A 25,444-nucleotide genomic window follows, 5' to 3' on the forward strand; every position below is an offset into this window, starting at 1 on the left:
TGCAGCCAACCACATCCTCAAGTCCCTTGGTATTATAATTTATCATCCAATCAGACTTCCAGATGGGGTATTTTCACCCAGCCACAACATAACCGTTTAAGATGGTTCACATCCTGAATAATAATGTAACCTGAAAATTTACTGCTATTCGAGTTTGGGTTAAACTACCCATACCACCAACCACACTGGAGGCAACAATGACCTTGATGGAATGGGATGAATCCATGGCCGTGGGCGTGGAAGAACTTGATGAACAGCACAGAATTCTGATCGACCTCCTCAATGCCGCATACGAAGCAGTACAGCGACACGATGAGCATCGAATGGGTGAACTCCTCGACAAGATGCAGGATTACGCCATTACGCACTTTGCCACTGAAGAAAAAATGATGGCAGAATGCGGGGTCCCCGATCTACAGGCACACAAGTTCCAGCACGCCAAATTCAACAATGAAGTGCTCGAATTCAAGAAGAAACAGTTTGAGAAAACCAATCTCTCACAGATTTTTGTATTCCTCAGTCGTTGGCTCACTTCTCACATTATGGATCAGGACAAAAAATACATCCCCTACATGCCCAAACCTGAGACAAGCGAAGAGTCCCAACCCTAACCACTGCAATGAAAAGGCCCGCCAATTGGCGGGCCTTTTATCTGGGCATTGGGACATGGGCGTTCTGCTGACTACTCACCCCGAAGCTTGAAGAACTCCTTGGCAAAGGCCTGCATCACCTCATCGACATCCTCGAAAACCTCTTTCTTCAGAGCACGACTGGTAGGAGCAACTCCCATCGTAGCGGTATCCCAGTAGACTTGTCTTGGCGGGATGCCGAACTCGAAGTGATAGTGATATACATTCAGGCCCGCCTCAGTACGCATGGACATCACTTTAATGATGATATAGCCCACGTTCTCCAGCTTGTAGCCTGCCGCCGGATAATTATTCACATATGCGCCGTCATTGACTTCCATGCCACGCATGTTCTTGGCAAAGGCTTCCAACGCCTTTTCCCGCACCTCTTCCGCAGTAAAGGCATCACCCTCGATATCGACGAAAGCAAGAATGTTATCCACAATGCGGATCGGTTTGAACTGTTCCGGCGTGGCTGCCGATGCCTGAGACACAACGGCCAGCATCAATACAGTTGCAATGAGAAACACAGTCAGTCTACGCATGGCTCCCCCTTGGGATTGTTAGACATAAGATGAATTTGCAACTTATCTTAAACACAGGTTCATTTCCTTTGTAAAGAACAACAAAAAAGACCCAAGGCAAAACCTTGGGTCTTTTCGTTTTCCTGTGGCGGGCTATACAAGATTCGAACTTGTGACCTCTTGCTCCGGAGGCAAGCACTCTATCCAACTGAGCTAATAGCCCGCAGGTTGTTTGAAATAAGCCCGATCGCGTCGTTGCTGCGCGATCATCAGCCCCTTGCGTATTAAAATACGCGGCGGTCCTGCTGGTCGCTTGCGCCTAGCGCTCGTACTTATTTCAAACAACCTGCCAAACTGACAAAAGCCAATTCGGGAGACAGATGTAGCTATACTTCGGCTACTTCTTTGTCAAGGTTATATGAAAGGAGTGAGAATGGGAATAGATGCATTTCATTAAATATATACCTTTTCTAAGGGCATAGGGATTTCGCTTGCAAAAAAGTCTAAAAAAAGTCTATAATGTTCAAAATATATTTAGAGGAAGTGCGTCTGAAAATCAGGCTCCATATCTGATTGAACTCACTTCGGGGGATTAATGGATAAAAAACGTATCATTCTGGCAGTTTCTGGTGCAAGTGGCTCCCTGTATGCCGTATCGTTGGTCAAGGCGTTAGGTCACAGGGACGACGTGGAGTTGCACGTCATTATTTCCGATGCCGCCACCAAAGTACTTGCCATGGAAACCGATATCCCCCTGGATGCGCTCATGGACGGCGCTTATGCAGTTCATGCGCCGGACAACATTGCCGCCCCTCCTGCCAGCGGTTCCTGGCAGCACAGCGGAATGATTATTTGCCCATGCTCCATGGCCACTCTTTCCGCCGTGGCCACCGGGTTCGGGCACAACCTGATTCACCGCTCCGCGGATGTCGCACTCAAGGAACGCAAGCCACTCATCATCGTACCGCGCGAAGCACCGCTCAATTCCATCCATATACAGAATATGCTCACGGCCAATCAGGCTGGGGCTGTCATATTACCGGCAAGCCCGGGCTTTTATCATCGCCCGAAAACCATCGAAGACCTCGCTGACCATCTGGCTGGCAAGGTGCTCGATCAACTGGACATCCCCCACAATCTTTTTAAACGCTGGGGTGAATAGGAGGAGCAATGGAAATCACTTGGTTCGGCCACTCGAATTTCCGGCTCAAGGCAGGAGACACCAACGTTTTCATCGATCCTTTCTTCGTAGGCAATCCGGCAGCGCCCACTACATATAAGGAAATAGACGCCTGCGACCTGATCCTTGTCACCCACGACCACAACGACCACATTGGCCAGACTCTTGAGCTTGCCATCAAGCATGATGCAGAAGTGGTGGCCATGTTCGATATTATCCAAGGCCTTCTCGCGCTGGGCCTGCCCGAGCACCTGGGCGTGCCCATGAACATTGGCGGCACTGTCGAGCGGCTCGGCATCAAGGTCAAGATGGTCCAGGCAATGCATTCTTCCACCACCGGCACTGCAGCAGGATATATCATCACCCTGCCAGACGGCACCTGCATATACGATTCAGGTGACACAGGCCTCTTTGGCGACATGGAACTATTCGGCGCCTTTCACGACATCGACATCGCCATGTTGCCCACCGGTGGACGCTTCACCATGGATGCCCAGCAGGCGGCCTATGCCTGCAAGTTGCTCAAGTGCAAGAAGGTCGTCCCTCACCACTGGGGCACATGGGGCATTCTGGACAAGAGTACTGAATCCATGGCCGAACAACTCACGCTGCTGGCTCCAGACACGGAGATGGTGGAAGTCGAGATCGGCAAGCCGACCGAGATTTAAGAAGAACGCGCTTTTTTCAGTCCCAGTAGGGCTGAGTGAATCTGCTCATCCTTTTTCTTGCCGACACCGGGCAATGAACGGATGTCCGATATATCCGCTTCCAGCATGGCGTCTAGAGAACCAAACTTATCCCATAAGGTGCGAGCGGTTTTGGGCCCAATACCGGGAAGTGAAGTCAACTCACTACTGAGCACTGCTTTTTTCCGAGCTTTCCGCTGTCGTCCCAAGACAAAATTGTGGGCCGTATCGCGAACCTTCTGTAAAAAGAGCAACTCCGCACTACCACCTTTGAGGGGCATGGGATTCTTTCGGCCGGGACGGAAGATTAGATCCTCCAATTCTCCAGCACGCCGACTTGGCCCTTTGGCGATGGATGCCAGCTCCCAACACATCTCATCCACACATTCAGACAGCGCACCCTCCACGGCGGAGAGCTGTCCGCGACCACCGTCAATCAATACCAAATCAGGCCACGGCGGACCGGATTCAACCCGTCGCTTAGCCCATGAAGCCAAGGCTGCATAGTCATCGCTAGTCCCTTCCAGCTCCGGGAAAGAATAAACTCGCGAGGCCTCTTTGTTGCGACGCCCTTCTTCAAAAACCACCTGACCAACTCTCATGCCAGTGCCACCAAGGTGCGATGCATCAACACACTCGATTCGCAATGGCTCTTCAGCCAACTTGAGTACCTTTTGCAGGCGGACAGAAATGGTATCCTTACGTTCCTTGGCCTGACGCGCCACAGTGCGAGCGATGTCCAGAAGTTGCTTTTCCTGTGTCGTATGGGGAATCGTTATTCGCACCGCACCACCACGGCGTTCAGCCAACACCTCGGAAAGAGTCTCATCCTCCAATTCATGAGGAGCAATAAGCACCGATGGGATGTAACGGCCCGCCCCATAGAACTGTAAAAGAAAACTCTCGATGACCTCCGGCCCCTCATCAAGGGTCAGCCCTGGCCAGAAGAATTGCTTTTGATCGAGAAGTCGCCCCTGGCGAACAAACAACAATCCAAGCCCAAGGCCGTTTTCATTCTCGCCCAGCCCAAGAATGTCCCGGTCTCGGTTGTCATGAATGACAGCAACCTGCCCTTCAACAGTCTTCTTCACCGCACGGATCTGATCGCGGTACTCAGCCGCCTTCTCAAACTCCATCTCCTGTGAGGCTGCCGCCATCTTCTTCTCCAGCCGAGCAATCAAATCACCGGATTTGCCAGAAAGCAGCATCTCAACGCGACGGACCTGATCCATATACATTTTCTTATCAACATCCTTAACGCATGGAGCGAAACACTGATGGATGTCATGATAGAGACAGGGGCGTACCCTGTTGCGAAAGGCATGATCAGTACATTTGCGAAGAGGAAAGACTTTGGCCAACAGCTTCCGTGTAGCACGGGCTGCCGCAGCCGAAGTAAAGGGACCAAAATAGACAGAGCCATCCCGCACAACCTTCCGTGTTACCGACAACCGCGGGAATTCTGACTTCTTATCCAGCCGGAAAAGAACGTACTGCTTATCATCTTTGAGAACGACATTGTAACGAGGCCGATGTTTCTTGATCAGCCCATTCTCCAACAACAACGCCTCTTTTTCCGTAGCTGTGAGAAGGATGTCCACTGTGCGGACATTGGCCACCAACGCCTTTGTCTTGGGCGTGTGACCGGTATTCTTCTGAAAGTACGACGCGAGTCTGCGACGAAGGCGTTTGGCCTTGCCCACATAGATAATCCGCCCTCGCCCATTCTTCATTAAATATACGCCAGGGGAATCCGGATAATCGGCGGCAAAAAATTTGAACTTATCACTCATAGCTATGTGTCTTTTTTTCGACAAAATTACTGACGGACTGACTATACAGCATCGTCCTCCAGAACTCACTTAATTTTCAAAATCTATAAAAGTCAATATTAACGAGTATTTATTTGTTCTCAACAACCTTCTTGGTATAATTTTTTGAACGGTAAAAAAATTTTTACTTTCTTTCCTTTTTTATCTGAATTCGCTTGCCAAGAAGGTTCAACCTAGGGTAAAGAGGTTCTCAGTTATGGCGTTTACTTGTGGTCAATTGCAAACAAAAGGAAGATCTATCATGAAACGTATGATCATGCTCGCAGTTCTGTGCGCCTTCGTGCTCAGCGCTGCTGCTGCTTCCGCAGCAGACATCAAAGCTTCCGGCGCTTGGGCCGTTGAAGCTATCTGGCAGTCCAACTGGGGCTTCAATGACAACGGCGCTACTAACGCCGAAGCCAAAAACGATAACTTCGAAGTCTCCCAGCGTGCTCGCACCATCTTCGACTTCGTTGCTAACGAAAACCTGAAAGCTGTCCTGTACACCGCTTACGGTACTCAGGAATGGGGCCAGGGCGCCCTCGCTATCGGCGCTGGTGATGGCAACTCCGCTACCACTGGTGGTACCCGTAACACCATCCAGGTGAAACAGGCTTACATCGATTTCAACTACCCTGACACTGACGTGCACGTTCGCGTTGGTTACCAGGGCGTTGCTCTGCCCGCAGCTATCGGCGGCGGCTCCTACATCCTGGACGAAGAAGCAGCTGCTGCTGTTGTCTCCGGTCCTATCACCGACAACGTTTCCTACCTCGTAGGTTACACCCGTGCTCAGGAATCCGCTAACGAAGAACACAAGGGTTACATCGACGCTTACGTTGCTGCTCTGCCCATGTCCTTCGACGGTTTCACCTTCCAGCCCTTCGGTATGTACGCTCCCATCGGTTCCGGCGTGAAAGCTGCCGACACCCCTGATGGCCTGCGCGCTATCAACGCTACCGACGGCACTGGCGATTCCTTCGACAACGCTTACTGGCTGGGCGCTGCCTTCACCATGGATCTCTTCGATCCCTTCGTAGTGAAAGCTGACCTCAACTACGGTAAGGTTGCTTCCGATATCGAAGCTAACGAACGTTCCGGTTGGCTGTTCGACGCCGCTGTTGAATACAAAGGCTTCGACTTCATGACCCCCGAACTGACCTTCGTTTACACCTCCGGTGAAGACGGAAACGGCTCTAACGACCTGTCCTCCGAGCGTATGCCTGTTCTGGCTGCCTCCAACTGGGCTATCGGTTCCTTCTTCTTCGGTGGCGACACCCTGCTTGACGGCACCCTGGCTGATCGTAACGAATACATGGGCTTCTGGGCCCTGGCTCTGTCCCTCAAGGACATCCAGTCCTTCACCGAAGGTCTGACCCACACCGCTCACATCGTGTACGCTCAGGGTACCAACGACAAGAACATCAACGACACCGGCATCAGCGGCAACTCTTGGGACTACGGCAACTCCCTGACCGAGAAGGATTCTCTGTGGGAAGTTGACTTCAACACCGCTTACAAGCTGTACGACGAACTGACCATGACTCTCGACCTCGGTTACGTGAACCTCGACGCTGACGAAGCTGTCTGGGGCGCTGACTACAAGGGCGGCGACGCTTGGAAGGTTTCCACCGGTATCGTTTACAAGTTCTAAGTCTAACTTAGACTACTTAGCTACTTAGCTAAATTACCCAAGTAACGCCGAGGGCCAGGGAGTGCAAACCCTGGCCCTCTTTCTTTGTCTGGCCAAGGGTCTCCGGTCTTGCTCGACTTTTGAAAAGCAGTCGGCTATAGATTTCCACCTTGGCAGAGACTGATTCTGCCGCATGAAGAGAGAACACCCGAACCTGTCTATCGAGGTCACCATGCCCTGTAGAGAATTGAAATACGCCGATCTGGACGACTGGACAGCTATTGAAGAGTGGTTGGAACAGCGCAAAGATCCGGACACCAAAGTTGATACCATCGTCCGCGACATTCTGGACAATGTGAAAAACCGCGGCGATGAAGCGCTGGCCGAATACACGGCCAAATTCGACTGTGAAGGCTTCACTGCCGACATGCTTCGCGTTCCCACCGAGGCTATTTCCGCAGCACTCAAGGATATCCCGGATACCGACGTAGCCATCCTTGAAGAGGCCATCGAACGCATCCGTTCCTTCCATAACAATCAGAAGGAAAAGTCCTGGTGGACCACCGCTGAAGACGGTACCATCCTTGGACAGATGGTTCGCCCTGTTGATCGTGTAGGACTCTATGTTCCCGGCGGACAGGGTGGCGAAACTCCACTTATTTCCAGCCTGATCATGAACGCGATCCCTGCACAGGTTGCAGGCGTTCCGTCCATCGCTGTCACCTCGCCTCCACGCAAGGATGGCACCCTTAATCCGTATATTTTGGCCACCGCCGCTCTCCTCGGACTCGACGAGATCTATCTCGCCGGTTCTGCCTGGGCCATCGGAGCACTGGCTTACGGCACCCAGTCCATCGCTCCGTGCGATGTGCTGGCTGGTCCGGGCAACATCTTTGTTGCCACGGCAAAATCCCAGCTCATCGGGCAGGTGGGCATCGACATGGTCGCCGGTCCTTCCGAGATCGCCATCCTTGCCGATGAATCAGCCAATCCCGCATGGCTTGCAGCAGACATGCTGTCTCAGGCAGAACACGACCCTCTCGCAGCTTCCCTGCTGGTGACCCACGACTCCAAACTGGCCGCCAAGGTAAAAGAGGAACTCGCTACCCAGTGCGCAGCTCTGCCGCGTAGTGAAATCGCAGCCAAGTCTCTTGCAGACTGGGGTGCCATCATCATCACTCCTGACATGGAAGCCGGTATTGAGATTATCAACCAGCTGGCAGCAGAGCACCTTGAACTGTCCGTCGACGATCCGTGGGCCATTCTCGGAAAGATTCGCCACGCCGGTGCGATCTTCATGGGACACAACTCCCCCGAGCCTGTCGGTGACTACTTTGCCGGACCGAATCACGTACTGCCCACCTTGCGTACAGTACGATTCTCCTCGGCTTTGTCTGTTCAGAATTTCTGTAAAAAATCCAGCGTAATTGCTGCTAGCCCGAACTATGTTGCCGAGCACGGCGACAAGATTGCCCGTCTGGCAAGACTGGAAGGTCTGGAAGCCCACGCCCGTAGCGTGGAATGCCGGAACAAATAATACATTATACATAGGCTGCTTTTGCAATGCAGAGGCTCATGCCGGGAAGACACCTTAAAAGGCGTATTGGAATTCGCCCCAAATGTGTTACTCTCGGGTCCATATCTAATCAGCCTACCTAAGAAGGGAGAGAGAAATGGCTGTACTGGAAACCAACATTACTGAATACAAGCTTATATCCAAGGGTAAAGTCCGCGACATCTACGAGATCGACGACGACAAACTCCTGCTCGTCACCACCGACCGCATCTCGGCATTTGACGTGGTCATGCCTGATCCCATCGAAGACAAGGGCAAGGTGCTGAATCAGATCACCCTGTTCTGGATGGATATGATGAAGGATCTGGTGCCCAATCACATCATCGCTACCAACGTCGATGATTACCCTGAGCCGCTTCACAAATACAAAGAAGAACTGCAGGACCGCTCCGTGCTGGTCAAGAAAGCCCAGCCCCTGCCCATCGAGTGCATCGTGCGCGGCTTCATTACAGGCTCCGGTTGGAATGATTACCAGAAGACCGGTGAAGTCTGCGGCCATAAGCTCCCCGAGAATCTGCAAGAATCCGAGATGCTCGAAAAGGCGCTGTTCACCCCGTCCACCAAAGCAGACCTCGGCGACCACGATGAGAACATCACTCTGGATCAGGCTGCCGATCTCATCGGTGAGGAGATGATGCGCAAGGTGGAGAAACTCACCCTCGACATCTACACCCGCGCCCGCGATTACGCCAAGGAACGCGGCATCCTCATCGCTGACACCAAATTCGAATTCGGCATGCTGGATGGCGAAATCATCCTCATCGATGAAGTACTGACCCCGGATTCCTCCCGCTTCTGGCCCATGGAAGGCTACAAGCCCGGCCAGTCACAGCCCAGCTTCGACAAGCAGTACTTCCGCGACTGGCTTGTGGATATCGGCTTCAACAAGCAGCCTCCGGCACCTAACGTGCCTGAAGATATCGCGGCTCAGACCCGCGCCAAGTACATGGAAGCTTACGCCCTCCTTACCGGGAGTGAGCTCGAAGTTTAATCTGGAAGGTTCTTATGATCGAATGGTTGCAACTCATCGGCCTGATTCTGCTCGGCGTAGTGGCAGGCAACTTCATCCGTCGCAAGATGGGAGGAGGCGGGTGCTGAGGCCCCGCAGCTGGCGGCTGGACGCCGCTCGATAAAGATGATCAAAAGGATTAGATGTTCTTGAGGGGAGGTGCGCGACTTGACAGACGCACCGATTACAACTAATAAACCCCCTCTTGCCTTGCTCTCTCCGTTGTTGGAGGGGGCCAATGACCAAAAGGAGTTACATAAAATGGCTAACAATTACGAGACGCTCGTTCTTCTGTCTCCCGAGTTGGCTGAGGAAAACAGGAAAGAAATCCTGGACCTCCTCACCGGCATCGTGGACCGTGAAGGCGGCAAAATGGTTGAGACCGATGATTGGGGCATGCGCCAGCTGGCCTACCCCGTCGAGAAGCAGACCCGCGGCTACTACGTTCGTCTGGTCTTCGAAGCCCCCGGTGCGCTGGTGGCCGAACTGGAACGCAACATCCGCATCACCGACGGCATCTTCAAGTTCATGACCGTCAAACTGGCTGCCTAGGAGGTTTCACCATGGCATTCCGCAAAAAGTTCACCCCTCGGAAGAAGTTCTGCCGCTTCTGCGCAGATAAAGAGCTTCCCATGGATTATAAGCGCCCCGATATCCTTCGTGATTTCGTGACCGAGCGTGGCAAGATCATTGCCCGCCGCATCACCGGCACCTGTGCTAAGCACCAGCGTCGCCTGACCAACGAAATCAAGCGCGCTCGTCAGATGGCACTGCTGTTCTACACCACTGTTCACAGCACTGATGTGAAAAAGCGTAGCAACATCTAAGGGGAGGATGACGAAATGAAACTTATCCTTCGCGCAGATGTCGACTCTCTGGGTCGTCTCGGTGACATCGTTACTGTCAAGCCTGGTTTCGGCCGCAACTACCTGATTCCTCAGGGCATGGCCAAGCCGGCTACCAAAGCTAACCTGAAGGCTTTCGAGCTGGAACGCCGCAAGCTGCAGGAACAGGCTGATTCCCTTCGCACTCAGGCTGAGGGCATGGCTGAAAAGATCGCTTCCACTCCGGTTGAGATCGAAGTCCGCGTTGGCGATGGCGACAAGCTGTACGGCTCTGTCACCACTGCTAACATCGGCGACGCCATGGAAGCTGCCGGCATCGAAATCGATCGCCGCAAGATCCTGCTGGCCGAGCCCATCCGTTCTCTGGGCGAGTTCGAGATCGAGATCAAGCTGCACCCGGACGTTCGTGGTGTGCTGAACCTCACCGTCGCCCGTCACGGCGGCCCGATCGAAGAACTGCCTGAAGAAACCGCAACCGAGCCTGCAGAGGCGACTGAGGAAGTCGTAGCCACCGATGCCGAATCCGAAGACGCCGCAACCGCAGAGGCCTAATCGAGGCCAATTCGATTCCAATTCGGAGGAGGCCCTCGGTAGGGCCTCCTCCGATCTCGTACGTAAAGTTCCCCCCCAGAATCTGGAGGCCGAACAAGCTGTCATAGGCGGCGTGTTCCAGTCCTCCACCATGTTCCATGAACTCGTGGACATGGTTGACGCAGACGATTTCTATTCGCCTGCGCACCGCACTATTTTTCAGAGCTTCATCGACCTCTACAACAAGCAGAAGCCCATCGATCTGGTTACCGTCAAGGACCAGCTCGAAGTCACAGGCAATCTGGAAGTTGTGGGTGGACCGGTCTATCTGTTTGAACTGGCAGACTCCGTGGTCAGCTCGGCTAACGCCATGCACCACGCCAAGATCGTCCGCGACAAGTCCATCCTGCGCAAGCTCATCGACGCATCCAGCAAGATCATCACCAACTGCTACGAAGCTGGTGACGTGGATCAGTTGCTCGGCGAATCCGAGAAGGAAATCTTCAACATCGCCCAGTCTCAATCAACAGGCAACCAGCTTGATTCCAAGCGCCTGTTGGATCGCGTCTTCGAAGACCTGACCAAAAAATTCGAGCAGAAGTCATCCATCACGGGTATCGCCACCCACTACCACGACTTCGACAACATGACCGCCGGTCTCCAGAACTCGGACCTCATCATCATGGCAGGCCGTCCTTCCATGGGTAAGACCGCCTTTGCCCTGAACGTGGCTCTGCGCGGCGCAGTCCGCTCAGAGGCCCCTACGGTCGTATTTTCGCTCGAAATGAGTATGGAACAGCTCATGACCCGTCTCCTCGCCGTTCAGGCGCAGGTAGGCCTGCAGAATCTGCGTACCGGTTATCTGGACGACGCGGACTGGCAAAAGCTTTATCAGGCGGGCGATGTGCTTTCCCAGGCACCCATTTTCATTGACGACACCCCGGCGCTCTCCACTCTGGAGCTCCAGGCCCGTTGCCGCCGCCTCAAGGCAGAGCACAATCTGGGCCTGATCATCATCGACTACCTCCAGCTCATGCGTGCCAGTGGTCGTGTCGACTCCCGCGAACAGGAAATCTCCGAGATTTCCCGAAGCCTCAAAGCTCTGGCCAAGGAACTCAACGTCCCGGTCATCGCCCTGTCGCAGCTCAACCGTAAGGTTGAAGAACGTACCGACAAGCGGCCCATGATGTCCGACCTTCGTGAGTCCGGCGCCATCGAGCAGGACGCGGATATCATCATCTTCCTCTATCGCGACGCAGCCTATAACAAAGCCGAAGATAACCCGCTGAAAAATCATGCGGAAATCATCATCGCCAAACAGCGTAACGGCCCGGTAGGCAAGTGCGAACTCTTCTTCAAGAAGGAGTACACCCTGTTCGAGAACATGGATGTGACTCCGTATCCCTCGGAACTACCCGAAGGGATGTAACTTCTACCCATTCGCGCAGCATGACCAAGTACTACGATCCCGTCGAGGCTATGGACCGCGCCGCGTTGGAAGAACTCCAACTCGAGCGCCTCAAGGACACCATCGTCAACGCCAAGAAATCGCCTTTTTATGAGGCACGCCTTTCCGGTGTAAACCCGGAAGATTTCAAGTCTGTCGATGACATCAAGAAGTTGCCCTTTACCACCAAGGACGACCTGCGCAGCCAGTATCCGTATGGCATGCTTGCTCGCTCCCTTGATGACTTTGTCCGCCTTCATGCCTCTTCCGGTACCACTGGTACTCCCACTGCAGTTTTCTATACCCAGAAGGACCTGGACACCTGGGCCGACCTCATGGCCCGATCCATGTTCTGCTGTGGTTGCCGCCGCTCGGACGTTCTTCAGAACATGTCCGGTTACGGCCTCTTCACTGGCGGTCTCGGAATCCACTACGGTTCCGAACGTCTCGGTATGCTCACCGTGCCCGCTGGCGCAGGTAACACCAAGCGTCAGATCAAGCTCATCCGCGACTTCAACGTCTCGGTCCTGCACATTATCCCCTCTTTCGCCCTCTACTTCGCGCAGAAGGTGCAGGAGGAAGGTTTCGACACCAAGGATATGCCCTGGAAGATCGCCCTCATCGGCGCCGAGCCTCACACTGAGGAAGCTCGCCGCAAGATCGAAGAGATGATGCACATCAAGGCATACAACTCCTACGGTCTGTCCGAGATGAACGGTCCCGGCGTCGCCTTCGAATGTGTGCACCAGAAGGGCATGCATATCTGGGAAGATGCTTACATCGTTGAGATCATCAACCCCGAAACCGGCGAGCATGTTGCCGAAGGCGAGATCGGCGAACTGGTCATGACCACCATTACCCGTGAAGGCATGCCCATCATTCGCTACCGCACCCGTGACCTGACCCGTTTCGTTCCCGGCAAGTGTGAATGTGGCCGTACTCATCGCCGCATCGACCGTATTGCAGGTCGTGCCGATGACATGATGATCCTCAAGGGCGTCAATATTTATCCCATGCAGATCGAGCAGTGCCTCATGGCCATGCCCGAAGTTGGTCAGAACTACCTCATCGAGCTCGTCACCGAAGGGGTCAGCGATCAGCTCAAGGTCAAGGTGGAGATCAAGGAAGATTACTTCGTGGAAGACATGCGCGCTCTGCAGGGTCTCCAGAAGAAGATCGCCAAAAACCTCTGCAATGAAATTCTCATCACCCCGCGCGTGGAACTCTGCCAGCATGACTCCATTCCCAAGGCCGAAGGCAAGGCTGTGCGCGTGATTGACAACCGCGACAAATAGCCAACGGAGACTTCAATGGAGTACTTGGTTTATCTCTGGGCGGTATTGCTCATTCTTGGTCTCGCCTTTTCTCAGGTGCTCCAGCTTTTCTCCATGCCCGCCAACTGGGTCGCGCTCGCGCTCATCGCTCTCTGGAAGTACATCTATCCCGAATCAATGACGTGGAATTACGTCATCATCCTCGCGGTAGTGGCTGGCATTGCAGAAGTGCTCGAATTCTTTCTTCAGGCCCGATACGCAGGTAAATACGGCGCATCCACGCGTGGCAACATCGGCGGCATCATAGGCGCCATTGCCGGAGCCATTTTTGGCGCGCCCTTTTTCCTAGGCTTGGGGGCGCTCTTCGGCGCCTTGGGTGGTGCCTATTTCGGTTGTCTCATTGCAGAGATGCCCGGCAGGTCTCGTGACGAAGCCATGCTCGCCGCCAAGGGAGCCTTTGTTGGCAAAGCCTTGGGCTTCACGGTGAAGACGGCCATTGGTGCCTGCATCGTCGTCATGTCGATTCCCAGAGTTTGGCCTTAAAAAGGCCCATTGTCATAAAAGCCGAAAGCCTTTCCGGATGAACTTGCACTACGCTTGGTTCATCCGGAAAGGCTTTCGACTTTTATCGCGGGAGTGTGAATAGATAGATTCTACTCAATAGCTCCGCTGAGACATTTTTCGGCCAGTTCATAGCCGTACCTGATGAGTGGTGAAGCTTTGTCGAACTCGAGGATGGTGCACAGGTTCTTGGGCACTTCCAAGACATGGTCTGGAGGGTACGCCGCAATTTTCTGCCGCGCGATAGTTCCCTGCATGGTCTCAAAGGACTGAGCTACGATATCAAAAGTACCGACGGTCATGGATTCGGGCTGAATGGTGCTGCGAATCTTATTGATAAACTCGGAGACCACGCCGGAAAGAGGCGACACTTCCTGCAACGGCTCAGCCTCAAACACTGCCTCAGGATTCTTCATGGGTTTGCCAGTCAGGTTTACGGCAATGGTCACATCAGTATGATCGCTGAATGTAGGCGCAATGGGTACCGGATTGAGAATGCCACCATCCACGAGGTTCTGACCGTTGTATTTGAACGAGTTAAAGAAGACCGGCATGGAAATGGATGCTCTGATGGCATCAAACATTGGCCCTTCATCGAACCACACTTCCTTGGCGCGGGAGATATTGGCTGCCACAGCCGTATAGGCGATGGGCAAATCTTCAATACGACTATCGCCCACCATATCCCGCAGCGTATCGATGATTCTGTCACCTTTGAAAATACCATCTGCGCCGAGAGATAAGTCCAGCAGCTTGATCATGTCCGACTTGGTCACAGCCCGTACCCACCGCTCAAACTCCTCAAGTTTGCCGATGGCGTAGATACCTCCGACCAGTGCGCCCATGGAACAACCTGAAATGGAGGCGATCTCATAGCCGTGTTCCTCCAGCCAGTGGATAACGCCGATATGGGCCAGCCCTCGGGCGCCGCCACTACCGAGAACGAGAGAGACTGTCTTCTTGGTCATATGTAGATCCTTTCAGAGTCTTATCGGCTAGAAATTCCAGTCCCGGATACGCAGATCGATCTTGGGCACGCCCCGAAAACGATCGATCTTGGGGGTGAAGGCAAACCGCATGACCCGCCCCTCAATTTCACGGCCCAACTTCTCGGCCATGCGCCACGCCTTGCCGGGCAATCTCGCTCCGGTCACATCATCGGCCAACACCAGCTTCACATGTTCGCGCTCACGACCAAAGGTGCGATGCTCAGCCACGGTAACCGGGGCCGAAGCAAATACCGGCTCGGGGTTACCCATGCCGAATGGCTGGAGCATTTCCAGCTCATTGAGCAAGGTGTTGGAGATATCCGCGAACGGCAATTCCTTGTCCAGTTTCAACGTGGGAGTCAGCGGCTCAGGACCAAGTTTATCAATAACCTGCTCGTTGAACTGCTCACGCAACGCATCAAGATTTTCAGGAAGAATAGAAAGCCCTGCCGCCTGCTTATGGCCACCGAAGCCGTTCAAAATCGTACTGATATTCTTGAGACTTTCATGCAAATCAAATTCGGAAATACTGCGGCCAGATCCTTTGATGAGCTCGCCATCTTCTGTTCGACAAAGAATGAGTGTGGGACGGTAGTACTTCTCCACCACTCTGGAAGCCACGATGCCGATGATACCGGGATGCCAGTCTTCGCCGTACAGCACCAGCCCCGCCTGATCCTTCATGCTCTCGGCTTGCGCAAAAGCCTGATCCGCGATCTCCTGTTCCTGACGACGGCGCTCCATGTTGATGGAGTTCAGTTCCTCGGCATAGGGCATGGCATCGTCAAAGGACTTGGAAAGCAACAACTTGAGCGCCTTCCCAGGATCGCCCATACGACCAGCGGCATTGATGCGCGGCGCGAGGTTGAAACCAATCTGCCCGGCACCGAGCTCTGCACCGCGTTCATAGTCGCTGACGACCTTCAGGGCGGCCATGCCGGGACGTTTGGCCTCTTTGATGAACAGCAGCCCGTTTTTGACGAGGACGCGGTTCATGCCCGTAAGGCGGACCACATCAGCGATGGTGCCGAGCGCCACCAGATCGAGCAGGGAGCGCATATCCACCGGATTGCCAGGCATCAGTTTGTTAAGCCCGGCCATGAGCAGCCATGCCACACCGACACCGGCTACATCGTCGTACGGCCCCCCCTCGCCCAAACGGGGATTACATATGGCGTGAGCATCCGGCAGATCATCGCCGGGAAGATGGTGGTCGGAGACCACGACAGTCATTCCCAGCTCGCGAGCACGGGCTACAGCCTCGTTGTCGGAAATACCGCAGTCAACGGTCAGCAGGACACCAGCGCCCTCTGCATGGAGTCGCTCCACGCCGGGTACGTTCATGCCATACCCTTCTTCCATGCGGTTGGGCAGGTGGTGAAGGATCTCAATGCCGCGGCCTGCAAAAAATTCAATGACAAGGGTGGAGGAAGTGATGCCATCCACATCATAGTCGCCCCAAACTGCCAGCTTACGCCCTTCGGCCAGAGCATCCGCGAGGGTCTTTGCGGCGTCAGTCAGACCCGGCACTTCATCCGGGCTGGCCAGATGACGCAGCCCCGGGCTCAGGAACTGATCCATCTCCTCAAGGGAGGTCAGTCCACGATTCCAGAGAATATCCACGATAAGCGGGGACACAGACAGTGCTTCGGCAATATCGGATGCCGAAGCTGGCGGCTTGGACTCGCCGCGAGCTTTCCAAATGCAGGGCAAAATATATCCTAATCGTATTATGAAAGATGCCGGATGAACTGCTCGACGTCTTCGGATTCCAACAATTCCTCGGCAGTTTCCAGAACTTCTTCAGCGTCCATTTCCATTTCTTCGCACATGATTTCCACACGCGCAACAAAGGGTCCTTCCGGATTCTCCACGGCAATGGCAGCAGTATCCGCGAGACAGACGATGGTCGCCTCGTTGGAGTGTTCCGGAGAAAGGTCCGGAGCGTGGTGCCAATTGACGGGCTCCACCAGATCGGCGGGCAAATCCCAGGACTTGAGCACCAGCGCACCAACAATGGCGTGGTCCAGTCCCCAGTACTCGTCCTCAGCTTCGGCGGGGGTCAAGTTGTCACTTTCTGCCAGTTCCTGAATGGCAACCCAATCGTCGGGACGGCGCATGGCTGTGATGAGCTTGCCGATGTCATGAAGCAATCCAACAGTGAACATATTGTCCGGCTTGCCAACTTCCCGCATACGGGAAAGCTCCTTGGCAATCATGGCCACCAGAAACTGATGACGCCAGTATTCTGTCAGATCAAAATCTTCGGGCATGTCGTAATTCTTGGTCAGGCCATTCACACCCAGCGCAAGCACGATATTGCGAATCTCCGCCATACCGAGAACGGCAGCGGCTCGCTGTACGGATTTTACATCAGCCTGCAGGCCATAATAGGCGGAATTGGCAAGACTCAGAATACGAGTCGCAAGCCCTTGATCGTGTGTCAGTGTATCGCCCACTTGTTCGAGCGACGACATGGAATTGACTCCGGTCTGAACAAATAGCTCCTTGAGCACTGCCGGAGAAAAAGGGAGGTCTTCCCGCATGCGGGGTAGCTCGTTGAGGAAATCCTGTGTCTTTTCCCTGTTCATGTGCACTCCCAGCTCATCTTGCGGTCTCTGTCGGCCCCGAATGATTACGCGGTCATCAGTCCAGATTCAGTACAGTTGGCCCGGACGGTTTCTTCTCTTCCGCATCCGGAACCTTGTCATTCGACTTTCCGTTGGTCTCACCCTCTGGCTTGGCTTTAGCGTCACCGTTCGGTTTACTTTCAGCATCACCCTTGGGTTTGGCGCTGGTTTCAGCATCTACATTCGTTCCAATATCCTCATTCTCAGCGACATGTCCCTTGCTCTTGAGATAAGCCCAGAACATTTTGCTTTCCTTGAGGTTCGGATTCACCTGAAGGCTCTTCTTGAGATACTTCTTACACCCTTGTACATCGCCCTTTTCGTAGTAGCAACGGGCAATGTTGTGAAAAAGGTGTTCGTCGTCCGCAACGAGTTCTTCTGCGCGCAGATAATATTGCAATGCCTGCTCGAACATCCTGTTCTTTCGCATGTTGATGCCGAAGTCATTGAACAGGTGCTTGTGCTCTTTCTCGAAGGCGGCTTCGAGGTCGACAATACGCTCGAAGATATCGTTGGCTTTGACCTGATCTCCCCGGTCCAGATAGGTGAGCCCAAGCCCGAAATTGGCACGGACGTTCTCTTCATCCACGGCCGTGGCCTGTTTGAACTCAAACTCGGCGCTGTAGGCCGCCCCGCGCTCACGATGCTTTTCACCGCGCACGATAGCCTCGTCCACCTGCTTGATGGCAGGGAAGACGGTGCTCATGTAGAACTCGGGTTCCGGACTGTACTTGGACAGGAATTCTTCGCGATCAATGGCGCGCTTGGGGCCAGAGGGAATATAATTGCGGTTGAGCGGCTGAACTTCAATACGGCCGTCATCAAGCTCTTCGCCGCTCCAGTATGTCTTCTGGATAGTACGGCGCTGCGTGGTACCGGTACCGACCTTGGCAACGGATTGTGTGGAAAAGATACCTTTGATCTTTTCCGCTCCGTCCCTGACGATCTCGTGGCCCTCGGCCTGCTTGGCTTCCTGCTCAGCCATCAGCTCCCCTTGCTATGCTGAATCCATCTCCGCAAGTATGGCACGGGCAGCCTCTGCCGGAGAAGATGCACCGGTAATGGGTCTGCCAACCACCAGGAAACCTGAACCATTCCTGACAGCCTGCGCCGGAGTGACCACCCTTCGCTGATCATCGCCAGCACTGTCCGCAGGACGGATGCCGGGAGTCAGGGCGATGAAGTCGGAACCACAGGCAGCTTTTATGCGTTCTGCCTCGAGCCCCGAACAAACCACTCCATTTAGGCCATATTGCTTGGCTTTTACAGCAAGGTCAAGGGCCATCTCAGAAGGCTCCGGTGCGCCGTCCACAGGAAGGTCCCCTGCGGCCATGCTGGTGAGCATGGTTACGGCCAAAACCAGAGGCGGTTCCTCTCCCGGTTCCACGCCTTCGGCGCACCCGGCCATGGCAGCCTTTGCCATGCGTTCACCACCCAGCGCGTGGATGTTTACCATGTCCACACCAAGGCGCGCGGCAGAGCGGATAGCTCCCTGCACGGTGTTGGGAATATCAAAGAATTTCAGGTCCAAGAAGACCTTGAACCCCATCTCCTTGAGCCCTTTGACAACAGTAGGGCCTTCGGCGGTAAACAGCTCCAGTCCCACCTTCATCCACGTAGCTGTACCCTTGAGGGACTCGGCCATGGAGAGTGCAGACTTGGCGTCCTTGAAATCGAGTGCAACAACCAGTTCGGCCATTAGTCTTCCCACTCCTTGAGGATGGTTGCTTCCACGTCAGTACGCAGTTCCGGCTTCAGGGCACCTGCCATAAATACGGCGCGGAACTCCTGATATGCCTGTTCCAGATCCTCGTTGACGATCCAGTAATCAAAGAAATCAGCCTGGGCGATCTCACCCTGGGCATTGGCCAGACGTTTGGCAATGGATTCTTCGGAGTCGGTCCCGCGGCCCACCAGACGACGGGTCAATTCTTCACGGGACGGCGGCAGCAGGAAGATGAAATTTCCCTTGTAGAAGGTCTTCTTAAGCTGCTTGGCGCCCTGTACGTCAATGTCGAAGAGAACGTCCTTACCTTCGTCCAGCATCTTGTTCACCGGCGCAGTGGCCGTGCCGTAAAGATTGCCGTGGACCTCGGCCCATTCGCAGAACTCACCTTGGCTGCGCATGGCTACGAAGGTCTCACGCGAGACGAAGTTGTATTCACGACCATTCTGCTCGTCACCGCGAGGAGCACGAGTGGTGTAGGATACGGAAAAACCGAAATTGGGGAACTCTTCCCTCAGCTTGCTGATCAGTGTGCTTTTGCCGGTGCCGCTGGGAGCGCACACCACGAGTACCTGCCCTAGACGGGACACGGTGTCAGACATTTATTCCCCCTCTTCCGCGCTGAATCGCTGGCCAATGGTTTCGGCCTGGATGGCGGACAATATAACATGATTTGAGTCGGTGACGATAATCGCGCGGGTCTTGCGGCCCTGAGTAGCGTCGATGAGACGACCCTCCTGACGAGCATCTTCCCTCAGGCGGCGCATGGGCGCACTGGAAGGCAGGGCGATGGAAACCACCCTGCTCATAACCACGAAATTACCGAAACCGACGTTGAGCAACCCCTGTTTCTGCATGATTCACCCCCGGGTGGATGCTACTCGATGTTCTGAACCTGTTCGCGGCAACGCTCCAACTCGGCCTTGAAATCCACCACCAGTCGGCTGACCGTGGTGTCCTGCGCCTTGTTGCCGCAGGTGTTGATCTCGCGGAAGGTCTCCTGCAGCAGGAAGTCGAGCTTCTTGCCCGCATCACCCTTGGTGGTGAGCACTTCTTCCAGACGTTCCAGATGAGCGGCCAGACGGGTCAGTTCTTCGGAGACGTCGAGCTTGTCAGTCAGGTGAGCCACTTCCTGAAGCATGCGGTCTTCGGAGAACTCGGCTCCGGCGGATTCCAGCATGTCGATGATGCGCTGACGCAGGCCAGCTTTCTTCTCTTCCAGAATATCCGGGATGCGTTCGCTGATCTTGTCGGTAAGGTCATGCAGCGTTTCCAGACGGGAAAGCAGGTCGGCCACCATGGCGTCGCCTTCCACGGAGCGGGCGTTCACCCAATCCTTGAGAGCGGCTTCGAGGCCCTTGGTCAGGCTCTCAGCCAGACCCGGATCAGGCTCGCTGCCGTTGTCACGCCACAGGGAGGACATGGAGAGGAGCTTGTTGTAATCGACTTCGAAAGCCTCACCGCGGCTCTCTGCAAGCTTCTGCATCTGCCCGAGCATGGCGTTTGCCATGGTCTCGTTGAAGGTGACACCCATGATACCGGCGTCCAGCACTTCAAGGTTCAGGGACACATCAACCCTGCCGCGAGAGGCATAGGTGCGGACCACTTTTTCCCAGCCGTTTTCCAGGCTGCGGAGGTAACCGGGCATGCGCCATTTCACATCAAGAAAACGGCCATTGACGCTCTTGATCTCCCATACATGGGTCCAGGCGTCCTCATTTGTTTCGTGTCGGCCGAAGCCGGTCATGCTAACAGGCATATATTATTCCTTCTTTCTACCCGCGTATTGTTCAACCATTTGACGTATACGGGTTGTTGAGCTTGGTTTTATACGACTGACGAAGTTTTGTCAGCCGGGTCTTCATATCCAGGTCGGCATAATCAGGGAAGGTCCAGGGGAAATCCACCCACTGCTTCTTCTGCCACATCAGGGTCAGATCTGCCCAGATGCCGCCTTTCAGATAAATTCTATGGCCGGAGCGTTTGCCAGTGGCCAGCACCAGATTCTGGAGCGTGACGAATCCCGGATCGAGATTGAACATCCGGCTGTCGTCCTCGCCATAGCGGAGTTCCAGACTGTTGGTGAACAGCTTGATATCGGCCAGCTCGTCCAGCGGCCGAAGCAGTTTGAACGCCACCAGACGCCGCGTAATGGGCGATCCTAACTCCGCGTTGTAATAATCGGAAAAATCGAACGGGAACAGATCGGACACCTCGTCCATGGGACCGAACTCGGCTTCCAGATCACGATGGAGCGCAGGCCAGCACTCGTCCCAGCGAGCACTCAGAATGGAGATGATCAGCAGCCCCGGATCAGGGGAGACAGGCGTGCTCATCGCATCACCTCCAGCGGCTCCACCAGAATGACGCCTTTCTCCTGTCCCACAGGCTTGGCGCGTACAATCATGCGCGGATCGGCTCCGTCTGGCAGGCTGTCGAAACGACACGCGGCGTAAAATTCGCTCACCCCACGTCCGACTTCATCCTGCACCAGCACATCGATGCTGTCGCGCTTCAGCAGTTCAGCCTGAAACGCCTTCTTCTTCTCGTTGACCAGCTTGCGAAGCCGTGCGGCGCGCTCCTTGCGCACAGGCACCGAGACAACGTTCTTGAGCGTCTCTGCCCGGGTGCCGGGCCGCTCGGAATAGGGAAATACGTGACCATAAGTCAGGGGCAGGCGACGGCACAAGTCCATGGTGTTCTCGAACTGTTCCTCTGTCTCGCCTGGGAACCCGGTGATGATGTCCGCCCCAAGACCGATGGTCGGCCAGATTGTGGACAGACGCTCCATGAAGGACACGGCGTTCTCCGGCGAATAGTGCCCACGGCCCATGGCACGCAGCACATCCGGGTCACCGCTCTGCAAGGAAAGATGGAGTTGGGGGCAGACCATGCGGGAGGCAGCCAATGTCTCGAATGCCTTGTCATCCAGCTGGCCCGGCTCCACAGAGGAGATACGAAATCTTGCCCGTCCGGCCCAACCGAGGGAAAATTCTGATTCCAGTCGCTGAACGAGATCCCAGAAGTCCACCTTTTCAGTCAGCCCCCGACCAAAATGCCGAAGATTGATGCCGCTGAGAATGAACTCGCGGAAACCGGCGGCCAGCAGACGGCCAACCTCTTCCACCACTTCGTCCATGGGACGACTGATGGACTTGCCGCGCGTGAGCGGGATGATGCAGTAGGTGCAATTGTGGGAACAGCCGTCCTGCACCTTGACCACGGCGCGGGCACGGCCATAGCCGGAGATGGAGAACGGCGCAAAGGCTGGCTTGTCGTCTTTACCCTCAGTCTCGGGGGTATCATCCGATTCCGGCCCTTCCAGCAACTTGGCCTTTTCGTCCTGTGGTACGACACGGACGACGCCGGGAAGCTCGGCCAGTTCCTTGGGCTGAATCTGGGCAGCGCACCCGGTGATGATTATCTCGGCATCGGGATTGTCGCGATGGTAGCGGCGCACGGCCTGGCGCAGGTCAGCCACGGCATTGGCGGTCACGGCGCAGGAGTTGACCAGGATCAGGTTCGCCTCCTGAACACTCTTGACCTCAACGGCCTCCTGGCCGCCGTCGCGCGCCCATGCCTCGCCAATGGCTTGGGTCTCGTATTGGTTGATCTTGCAACCCAAGGTGGCGGTGAAAAATCTAATCATGTACTGTCAGCCCCATGCAGGTCATTTGCCGCTGGTGATCACTGTAAAGAAAAATGGACGGGAAGACAAAATTCGGTTCGCCGAAGTCGCGTACTCCAGCCTTGAACAAGCGGCCTAATGCAAATGCCTCCGGGGGTCAATCCGTGGGACGACGTTTACCATTATTATTTCTTATCTTCGCCATCGCTGGATGTCATTTTGTAGGCGGCACCATCGGCGTGGGCAACCGCTCCGGCGTAGGCGTAGCCTTCAGCGCTTATGGCGATTTTCTCTATTCCGGCAACGGTGAGGCCTACTCCAACAACAAGAAGGGTCTTAATCAGTTCCTCACCCGCGATTTTCCTGCCGCGCGAAAAACCTTTGAGGCCACCCTTGCCAAATACCCGACCAACCCCGATGCGACATACTATCTCGGCCTGACCCTCATTCAGCTGGAGGAGCGCGACGCCGGATATGACATGCTCCAACGATACAGCGACCCGTTCAATGCTCCAACGGTCCAAAACGTCAAATGGTGGGCCAGCTACTGCAAAAAGAAGCCAGACCTGACGCCTGACAAAATCCACAAGGTCATGAACAAGGCCCGCAGCGAAGGATTCCAACGAAATCTGGAATACGAATGGGACCGACGTCGTTGGTAGAGACAAAGAAAAAGGCCGTCCACTCAGGACGGCCTTTCTTATTTTCAAAACAAGACGCCTTACAACTCAACCTTGATCACTCTCGGGATCGTGACCGTAAAGACCGAGCCTTCGCCCGGCTCACTCTCCACCACGATCATGCCACCATGCTGACCGACAATCTCGTTGGCAACAAACAATCCGATACCGGTACCGGAGCTGCCTTTGGAGGAGAAGAACAGGGTAAAGAGCTTGTCGCGGGTCTCCGCATCCATACCGACACCTTCGTCAGTGACGCGGAAAACGACCGCTTCCTTGTTGCCTGTAACCTTGAGGGTAACGCGGCGATCACCGGGTTGGGCTGCACAGGCATCAATGGCGTTCTCGATGATGTTGCCGAGAGCCGAAGCAAGGATGGACTTGTCCACCTGGAACGTGCCGAGCACGGCGCCCATGTCCAGATCGAGGGTGATATCCTGCATCTTGGCCTTGGCCGCAAAGGAGGAATAGAGGTCCAGCGTAAACTGTCCTGCATCGATCTCCTTCCAGTTGAGTTCGCGCTTCTTGGCGTAATAGAGGATGTCGAGCACGGTCTGCTTCACGCGGTCCGTCAGGAACTGCAAGTCGTTGAAGCCGTCCTCGATACGTTCGAAATTCTCTTTCTCAATACCGGAGCCGAGGCGATAGATGGCACCATCAATGCCGGTGAGCAGTCCCTTGATACCATGGGCCGTGGTGCCAAGCAGCAAGCCGAGGGAAGTCAGACGATCCTGCAAACGGCGAATCTGAGTGATGTCCGTGATCATTTCGATCGCCTGAACGATCTCGCCCGAGGCATCGCGAATGGGCGCACTCCAGATGAGTACGTTGACCTTGCCGCCCTTTCGGTCCGTGATCACGGTCTCCATCTGGTGGGATTCGCCATCCTGAAACGTCTTTTCCAGCGGACATTCCTTGCACACATGCTGACGGTGCATGAGCTTCTCAAAACATTTGCACCCGCCGAAGTCGCCAAAATGTCGCTTGTAGCGATCATTGGCCGACTCGATGACGTAATCCCGGTCCTGCACAGTGAGATAACAAGGGGACTGGTCAAAAAGCTGCTCAAACTTGTGGCGGGTGGTCCGCAGTTCCTCGCGCAACTCTTCGGCCTCATTGAGGTCCACCATGAACTCGAGCACCAGCTCTACACCGCTGTCGGTGGCCATGATGGGGATGGTGTTGACCAGCACGCCATGGAGGTTGTCATTGACGCATCGCACCACGTAATTGCCCTTGTATGGTTCCCCGGTCTTGAGAGTCTGAGCCACCGGACAGTCGCGAGGACCAAGCTCCAACCCTTCGAACATCGACCAGCTGTCACGTCCGACCAGATTACCGAGCTTCTTGCGGTAGTGCTCGTTCACGGTCACCACGTCCATATCCACGTTATGAATGGACACGAACAACGGCATCTGGTTGAATACATTGAGATTGTCCAGATTATGGGCAAATGAATCAAGACTGGAGGTCAGCCCTTCAAACAGCTGGCAGGCAGCCACTTTTCGCTCTGCCTCGACAAGCTGGGCGGACTTGATATCCACCAACTCCTCAAGATTGCGCGTATGTGCTTCCAGCTCTCGAGACATGAAGATGCGCTCCTGCGCCCGTTGCAGGGCAAAATACAGGACGTCATCATTAATGGGCTTGCTGATGAAATCAAAGGCCTTGTTCTGGAGGCTCTGGACCGCCAGTTCCATATCGCCATGACCGGTGATCATGATGACCTCGGTCTCCGGGGATTCCTTTTTGACGAGCCTAAGCAGGTCGATGCCGCTCTTGCCGGGCATCTTGATGTCGGTGATGACTATGGGGTGACGCTTTTCGCGAAAAATCTCGAGGGCGGAATCCACATCGGCAGCCGTATCCACACGGTGCCCATTCTCTTCGAGGGTTATGGACAGGACCGTACGAATCCCCTGTTCGTCGTCAACGAGCAGAATGGGGAGCTGATTCATGGCAGATTGGCCTCCGACTTGTGATAACAGGATTTTCTACGAAAACCACTTACAGCCGAGGCAAATACATACCAAACCAGTAGGCAAAGTCAACGCTCATGATTTCGATATGATCCGGCAAAAACCG

General features: G+C 54.6%; 26 protein-coding genes and 1 tRNA gene. 13 read left to right on the forward strand and 14 right to left on the reverse strand.

The features are described 5' to 3' along the window. Positions 1 to 197: 197 nt before the first annotated feature. Positions 198 to 611: a bacteriohemerythrin gene (locus HFN16_RS00365; protein ID WP_168888810.1), complete on the forward strand. Its 414-nt coding sequence runs from the start codon at positions 198 to 200 to the stop codon at positions 609 to 611. A 71-nt stretch (positions 612 to 682) separates the two neighbouring features. On the opposite strand, the gene HFN16_RS00370 is transcribed toward HFN16_RS00365, so the two are convergent. Together HFN16_RS00370 and HFN16_RS00375 are read right to left on the reverse strand one after the other, a co-directional pair. Then, positions 683 to 1,174: a hypothetical protein gene (locus HFN16_RS00370; RefSeq protein WP_168888811.1), complete on the reverse strand. Its 492-nt coding sequence runs from the start codon at positions 1,172 to 1,174 to the stop codon at positions 683 to 685. A gap of 125 nt (positions 1,175 to 1,299) precedes the next feature. Further along, a tRNA-Arg gene (locus HFN16_RS00375) sits at positions 1,300 to 1,376 on the reverse strand. A gap of 372 nt (positions 1,377 to 1,748) precedes the next feature. Between HFN16_RS00375 and HFN16_RS00380 the strand changes: the two genes are divergently transcribed. Beyond that, a complete protein-coding gene (locus HFN16_RS00380; RefSeq protein ID WP_168888812.1) occupies positions 1,749 to 2,315 on the forward strand; it encodes a UbiX family flavin prenyltransferase in 567 nt (188 codons plus the stop codon). A gap of 8 nt (positions 2,316 to 2,323) precedes the next feature. Continuing rightward, positions 2,324 to 3,001, forward strand: coding sequence for a metal-dependent hydrolase (locus HFN16_RS00385; RefSeq protein ID WP_168888813.1), 678 nt, complete (start codon positions 2,324 to 2,326; stop codon positions 2,999 to 3,001). Here HFN16_RS00385 and uvrC read toward each other — a convergent pair. Continuing rightward, positions 2,998 to 4,812 carry an excinuclease ABC subunit UvrC gene (gene uvrC, locus HFN16_RS00390; protein ID WP_168888814.1) on the reverse strand — a complete coding sequence of 605 codons (1,815 nt, stop codon included), beginning with the start codon at positions 4,810 to 4,812 and terminating at the stop codon, positions 2,998 to 3,000. The genes HFN16_RS00385 and uvrC overlap by 4 nt on opposite strands. 280 nt (positions 4,813 to 5,092) lie before the next feature. Between uvrC and HFN16_RS00395 the strand changes: the two genes are divergently transcribed. The 9 genes from HFN16_RS00395 to HFN16_RS00435 all read left to right on the forward strand — a co-directional run bounded on the left by HFN16_RS00395 (position 5,093) and on the right by HFN16_RS00435 (position 13,688). After that, positions 5,093 to 6,484, forward strand: a complete 1,392-nt coding sequence (locus tag HFN16_RS00395; protein WP_168888815.1) for an outer membrane homotrimeric porin — start codon at positions 5,093 to 5,095, stop codon at positions 6,482 to 6,484. A 211-nt stretch (positions 6,485 to 6,695) separates the two neighbouring features. Continuing rightward, the gene (gene hisD, locus HFN16_RS00400) at positions 6,696 to 8,000 is read left to right on the forward strand and encodes a histidinol dehydrogenase (protein ID WP_168892206.1); all 1,305 of its coding nucleotides are present in this window, start codon (positions 6,696 to 6,698) and stop codon (positions 7,998 to 8,000) included. Positions 8,001 to 8,136: 136 nt separating this feature from the next. Next, on the forward strand, positions 8,137 to 9,030 hold the full coding sequence (locus HFN16_RS00405) for a phosphoribosylaminoimidazolesuccinocarboxamide synthase (protein WP_168888816.1): 894 nt from the start codon (positions 8,137 to 8,139) through the stop codon (positions 9,028 to 9,030). A 279-nt stretch (positions 9,031 to 9,309) separates the two neighbouring features. Beyond that, positions 9,310 to 9,600 (forward strand): 30S ribosomal protein S6, encoded by a 291-nt coding sequence (rpsF, locus tag HFN16_RS00410; RefSeq protein WP_168888817.1) that lies wholly within the window; start codon positions 9,310 to 9,312, stop codon positions 9,598 to 9,600. 11 nt (positions 9,601 to 9,611) lie between these two features. Continuing rightward, a complete protein-coding gene (gene rpsR / locus HFN16_RS00415; RefSeq protein WP_168888818.1) occupies positions 9,612 to 9,875 on the forward strand; it encodes a 30S ribosomal protein S18 in 264 nt (87 codons plus the stop codon). A gap of 15 nt (positions 9,876 to 9,890) precedes the next feature. Further along, positions 9,891 to 10,445: a 50S ribosomal protein L9 gene (gene rplI / locus HFN16_RS00420; RefSeq protein WP_168888819.1), complete on the forward strand. Its 555-nt coding sequence runs from the start codon at positions 9,891 to 9,893 to the stop codon at positions 10,443 to 10,445. Then, positions 10,408 to 11,853, forward strand: coding sequence for a replicative DNA helicase (dnaB, locus tag HFN16_RS00425; RefSeq protein WP_168888820.1), 1,446 nt, complete (start codon positions 10,408 to 10,410; stop codon positions 11,851 to 11,853). The genes rplI and dnaB overlap by 38 nt, the downstream gene beginning before the upstream one ends. 20 nt (positions 11,854 to 11,873) lie before the next feature. Next, the gene (locus HFN16_RS00430) at positions 11,874 to 13,166 is read left to right on the forward strand and encodes a phenylacetate--CoA ligase (protein WP_168888821.1); all 1,293 of its coding nucleotides are present in this window, start codon (positions 11,874 to 11,876) and stop codon (positions 13,164 to 13,166) included. A gap of 24 nt (positions 13,167 to 13,190) precedes the next feature. After that, positions 13,191 to 13,688: a DUF456 domain-containing protein gene (locus tag HFN16_RS00435; RefSeq protein WP_210772251.1), complete on the forward strand. Its 498-nt coding sequence runs from the start codon at positions 13,191 to 13,193 to the stop codon at positions 13,686 to 13,688. Positions 13,689 to 13,798: 110 nt separating this feature from the next. On the opposite strand, the gene HFN16_RS00440 is transcribed toward HFN16_RS00435, so the two are convergent. The 10 genes from HFN16_RS00440 to mtaB are packed head-to-tail and all read right to left on the reverse strand — an operon-like array spanning position 13,799 to position 22,700. Next, positions 13,799 to 14,674, reverse strand: a complete 876-nt coding sequence (locus tag HFN16_RS00440; protein WP_168888823.1) for a patatin-like phospholipase family protein — start codon at positions 14,672 to 14,674, stop codon at positions 13,799 to 13,801. Between the two features lie 27 nt (positions 14,675 to 14,701). Further along, entirely contained in the window at positions 14,702 to 16,408 is a 1,707-nt protein-coding gene (gene recJ, locus HFN16_RS00445) for a single-stranded-DNA-specific exonuclease RecJ (RefSeq protein WP_168888824.1), read from the reverse strand. A gap of 17 nt (positions 16,409 to 16,425) precedes the next feature. After that, complete coding sequence (locus HFN16_RS00450) at positions 16,426 to 17,286, reverse strand: HDOD domain-containing protein (protein WP_168888825.1); 861 nt, start codon at positions 17,284 to 17,286, stop codon at positions 16,426 to 16,428. A gap of 55 nt (positions 17,287 to 17,341) precedes the next feature. Then, entirely contained in the window at positions 17,342 to 18,310 is a 969-nt protein-coding gene (locus HFN16_RS00455) for a tetratricopeptide repeat protein (RefSeq protein ID WP_168888826.1), read from the reverse strand. A gap of 12 nt (positions 18,311 to 18,322) precedes the next feature. Beyond that, positions 18,323 to 19,024 carry an orotidine-5'-phosphate decarboxylase gene (pyrF, locus tag HFN16_RS00460; RefSeq protein ID WP_168888827.1) on the reverse strand — a complete coding sequence of 234 codons (702 nt, stop codon included), beginning with the start codon at positions 19,022 to 19,024 and terminating at the stop codon, positions 18,323 to 18,325. Next, positions 19,024 to 19,653, reverse strand: a complete 630-nt coding sequence (gene gmk, locus HFN16_RS00465) for a guanylate kinase (RefSeq protein ID WP_168888828.1) — start codon at positions 19,651 to 19,653, stop codon at positions 19,024 to 19,026. Before gmk ends, pyrF begins: the two co-directional genes overlap by 1 nt. Next, the gene (locus HFN16_RS00470; protein WP_168888829.1) at positions 19,654 to 19,908 is read right to left on the reverse strand and encodes a DUF370 domain-containing protein; all 255 of its coding nucleotides are present in this window, start codon (positions 19,906 to 19,908) and stop codon (positions 19,654 to 19,656) included. A 20-nt stretch (positions 19,909 to 19,928) separates the two neighbouring features. Then, positions 19,929 to 20,810 (reverse strand): YicC/YloC family endoribonuclease, encoded by an 882-nt coding sequence (locus tag HFN16_RS00475; RefSeq protein ID WP_168888830.1) that lies wholly within the window; start codon positions 20,808 to 20,810, stop codon positions 19,929 to 19,931. A gap of 31 nt (positions 20,811 to 20,841) precedes the next feature. After that, the gene (locus HFN16_RS00480) at positions 20,842 to 21,387 is read right to left on the reverse strand and encodes a DUF4416 family protein (RefSeq protein WP_168888831.1); all 546 of its coding nucleotides are present in this window, start codon (positions 21,385 to 21,387) and stop codon (positions 20,842 to 20,844) included. After that, the gene (gene mtaB / locus HFN16_RS00485; RefSeq protein WP_168888832.1) at positions 21,384 to 22,700 is read right to left on the reverse strand and encodes a tRNA (N(6)-L-threonylcarbamoyladenosine(37)-C(2))-methylthiotransferase MtaB; all 1,317 of its coding nucleotides are present in this window, start codon (positions 22,698 to 22,700) and stop codon (positions 21,384 to 21,386) included. The genes HFN16_RS00480 and mtaB overlap by 4 nt, the downstream gene beginning before the upstream one ends. 143 nt (positions 22,701 to 22,843) lie before the next feature. On the opposite strand from mtaB, the gene HFN16_RS00490 reads away from it, so the two are divergent. Then, a complete protein-coding gene (locus tag HFN16_RS00490) occupies positions 22,844 to 23,341 on the forward strand; it encodes a hypothetical protein (RefSeq protein WP_168888833.1) in 498 nt (165 codons plus the stop codon). A 59-nt stretch (positions 23,342 to 23,400) separates the two neighbouring features. On the opposite strand, the gene HFN16_RS00495 is transcribed toward HFN16_RS00490, so the two are convergent. After that, positions 23,401 to 25,317, reverse strand: coding sequence for a response regulator (locus HFN16_RS00495; RefSeq protein WP_168888834.1), 1,917 nt, complete (start codon positions 25,315 to 25,317; stop codon positions 23,401 to 23,403). Positions 25,318 to 25,444 lie beyond the last annotated feature (127 nt).

The sequence above is a fragment of the Pseudodesulfovibrio sp. zrk46 genome (assembly GCF_012516435.1).
In the GTDB taxonomy this organism is placed as follows: Bacteria; Desulfobacterota; Desulfovibrionia; order Desulfovibrionales; family Desulfovibrionaceae; genus Pseudodesulfovibrio.

Excerpts from the sequence above, each read along its gene's own strand:
- HFN16_RS00475 (WP_168888830.1), bottom strand. The coding sequence starts at position 20,810 with ATGCCTGTTAGCATGACCGGCTTCGGCCGACACGAAACAAATGAGGAC.
- HFN16_RS00385 (WP_168888813.1), top strand. The coding sequence starts at position 2,324 with ATGGAAATCACTTGGTTCGGCCACTCGAATTTCCGGCTCAAGGCAGGA.
- HFN16_RS00495 (WP_168888834.1), bottom strand. The coding sequence starts at position 25,317 with ATGAATCAGCTCCCCATTCTGCTCGTTGACGACGAACAGGGGATTCGT.
- dnaB (WP_168888820.1), top strand. The coding sequence starts at position 10,408 with ATGCCGAATCCGAAGACGCCGCAACCGCAGAGGCCTAATCGAGGCCAA.
- gmk (WP_168888828.1), bottom strand. The coding sequence starts at position 19,653 with ATGTCTGACACCGTGTCCCGTCTAGGGCAGGTACTCGTGGTGTGCGCT.
- HFN16_RS00380 (WP_168888812.1), top strand. The coding sequence starts at position 1,749 with ATGGATAAAAAACGTATCATTCTGGCAGTTTCTGGTGCAAGTGGCTCC.
- hisD (WP_168892206.1), top strand. The coding sequence starts at position 6,696 with ATGCCCTGTAGAGAATTGAAATACGCCGATCTGGACGACTGGACAGCT.
- HFN16_RS00450 (WP_168888825.1), bottom strand. The coding sequence starts at position 17,286 with ATGAACAGGGAAAAGACACAGGATTTCCTCAACGAGCTACCCCGCATG.
- HFN16_RS00365 (WP_168888810.1), top strand. The coding sequence starts at position 198 with ATGACCTTGATGGAATGGGATGAATCCATGGCCGTGGGCGTGGAAGAA.
- HFN16_RS00430 (WP_168888821.1), top strand. The coding sequence starts at position 11,874 with ATGACCAAGTACTACGATCCCGTCGAGGCTATGGACCGCGCCGCGTTG.
- mtaB (WP_168888832.1), bottom strand. The coding sequence starts at position 22,700 with ATGATTAGATTTTTCACCGCCACCTTGGGTTGCAAGATCAACCAATAC.
- uvrC (WP_168888814.1), bottom strand. The coding sequence starts at position 4,812 with ATGAGTGATAAGTTCAAATTTTTTGCCGCCGATTATCCGGATTCCCCT.
- HFN16_RS00455 (WP_168888826.1), bottom strand. The coding sequence starts at position 18,310 with ATGGCTGAGCAGGAAGCCAAGCAGGCCGAGGGCCACGAGATCGTCAGG.
- rplI (WP_168888819.1), top strand. The coding sequence starts at position 9,891 with ATGAAACTTATCCTTCGCGCAGATGTCGACTCTCTGGGTCGTCTCGGT.
- rpsF (WP_168888817.1), top strand. The coding sequence starts at position 9,310 with ATGGCTAACAATTACGAGACGCTCGTTCTTCTGTCTCCCGAGTTGGCT.
- pyrF (WP_168888827.1), bottom strand. The coding sequence starts at position 19,024 with ATGGCCGAACTGGTTGTTGCACTCGATTTCAAGGACGCCAAGTCTGCA.
- HFN16_RS00395 (WP_168888815.1), top strand. The coding sequence starts at position 5,093 with ATGAAACGTATGATCATGCTCGCAGTTCTGTGCGCCTTCGTGCTCAGC.
- HFN16_RS00440 (WP_168888823.1), bottom strand. The coding sequence starts at position 14,674 with ATGACCAAGAAGACAGTCTCTCTCGTTCTCGGTAGTGGCGGCGCCCGA.
- HFN16_RS00370 (WP_168888811.1), bottom strand. The coding sequence starts at position 1,174 with ATGCGTAGACTGACTGTGTTTCTCATTGCAACTGTATTGATGCTGGCC.
- HFN16_RS00470 (WP_168888829.1), bottom strand. The coding sequence starts at position 19,908 with ATGCAGAAACAGGGGTTGCTCAACGTCGGTTTCGGTAATTTCGTGGTT.
- HFN16_RS00480 (WP_168888831.1), bottom strand. The coding sequence starts at position 21,387 with ATGAGCACGCCTGTCTCCCCTGATCCGGGGCTGCTGATCATCTCCATT.
- rpsR (WP_168888818.1), top strand. The coding sequence starts at position 9,612 with ATGGCATTCCGCAAAAAGTTCACCCCTCGGAAGAAGTTCTGCCGCTTC.
- HFN16_RS00405 (WP_168888816.1), top strand. The coding sequence starts at position 8,137 with ATGGCTGTACTGGAAACCAACATTACTGAATACAAGCTTATATCCAAG.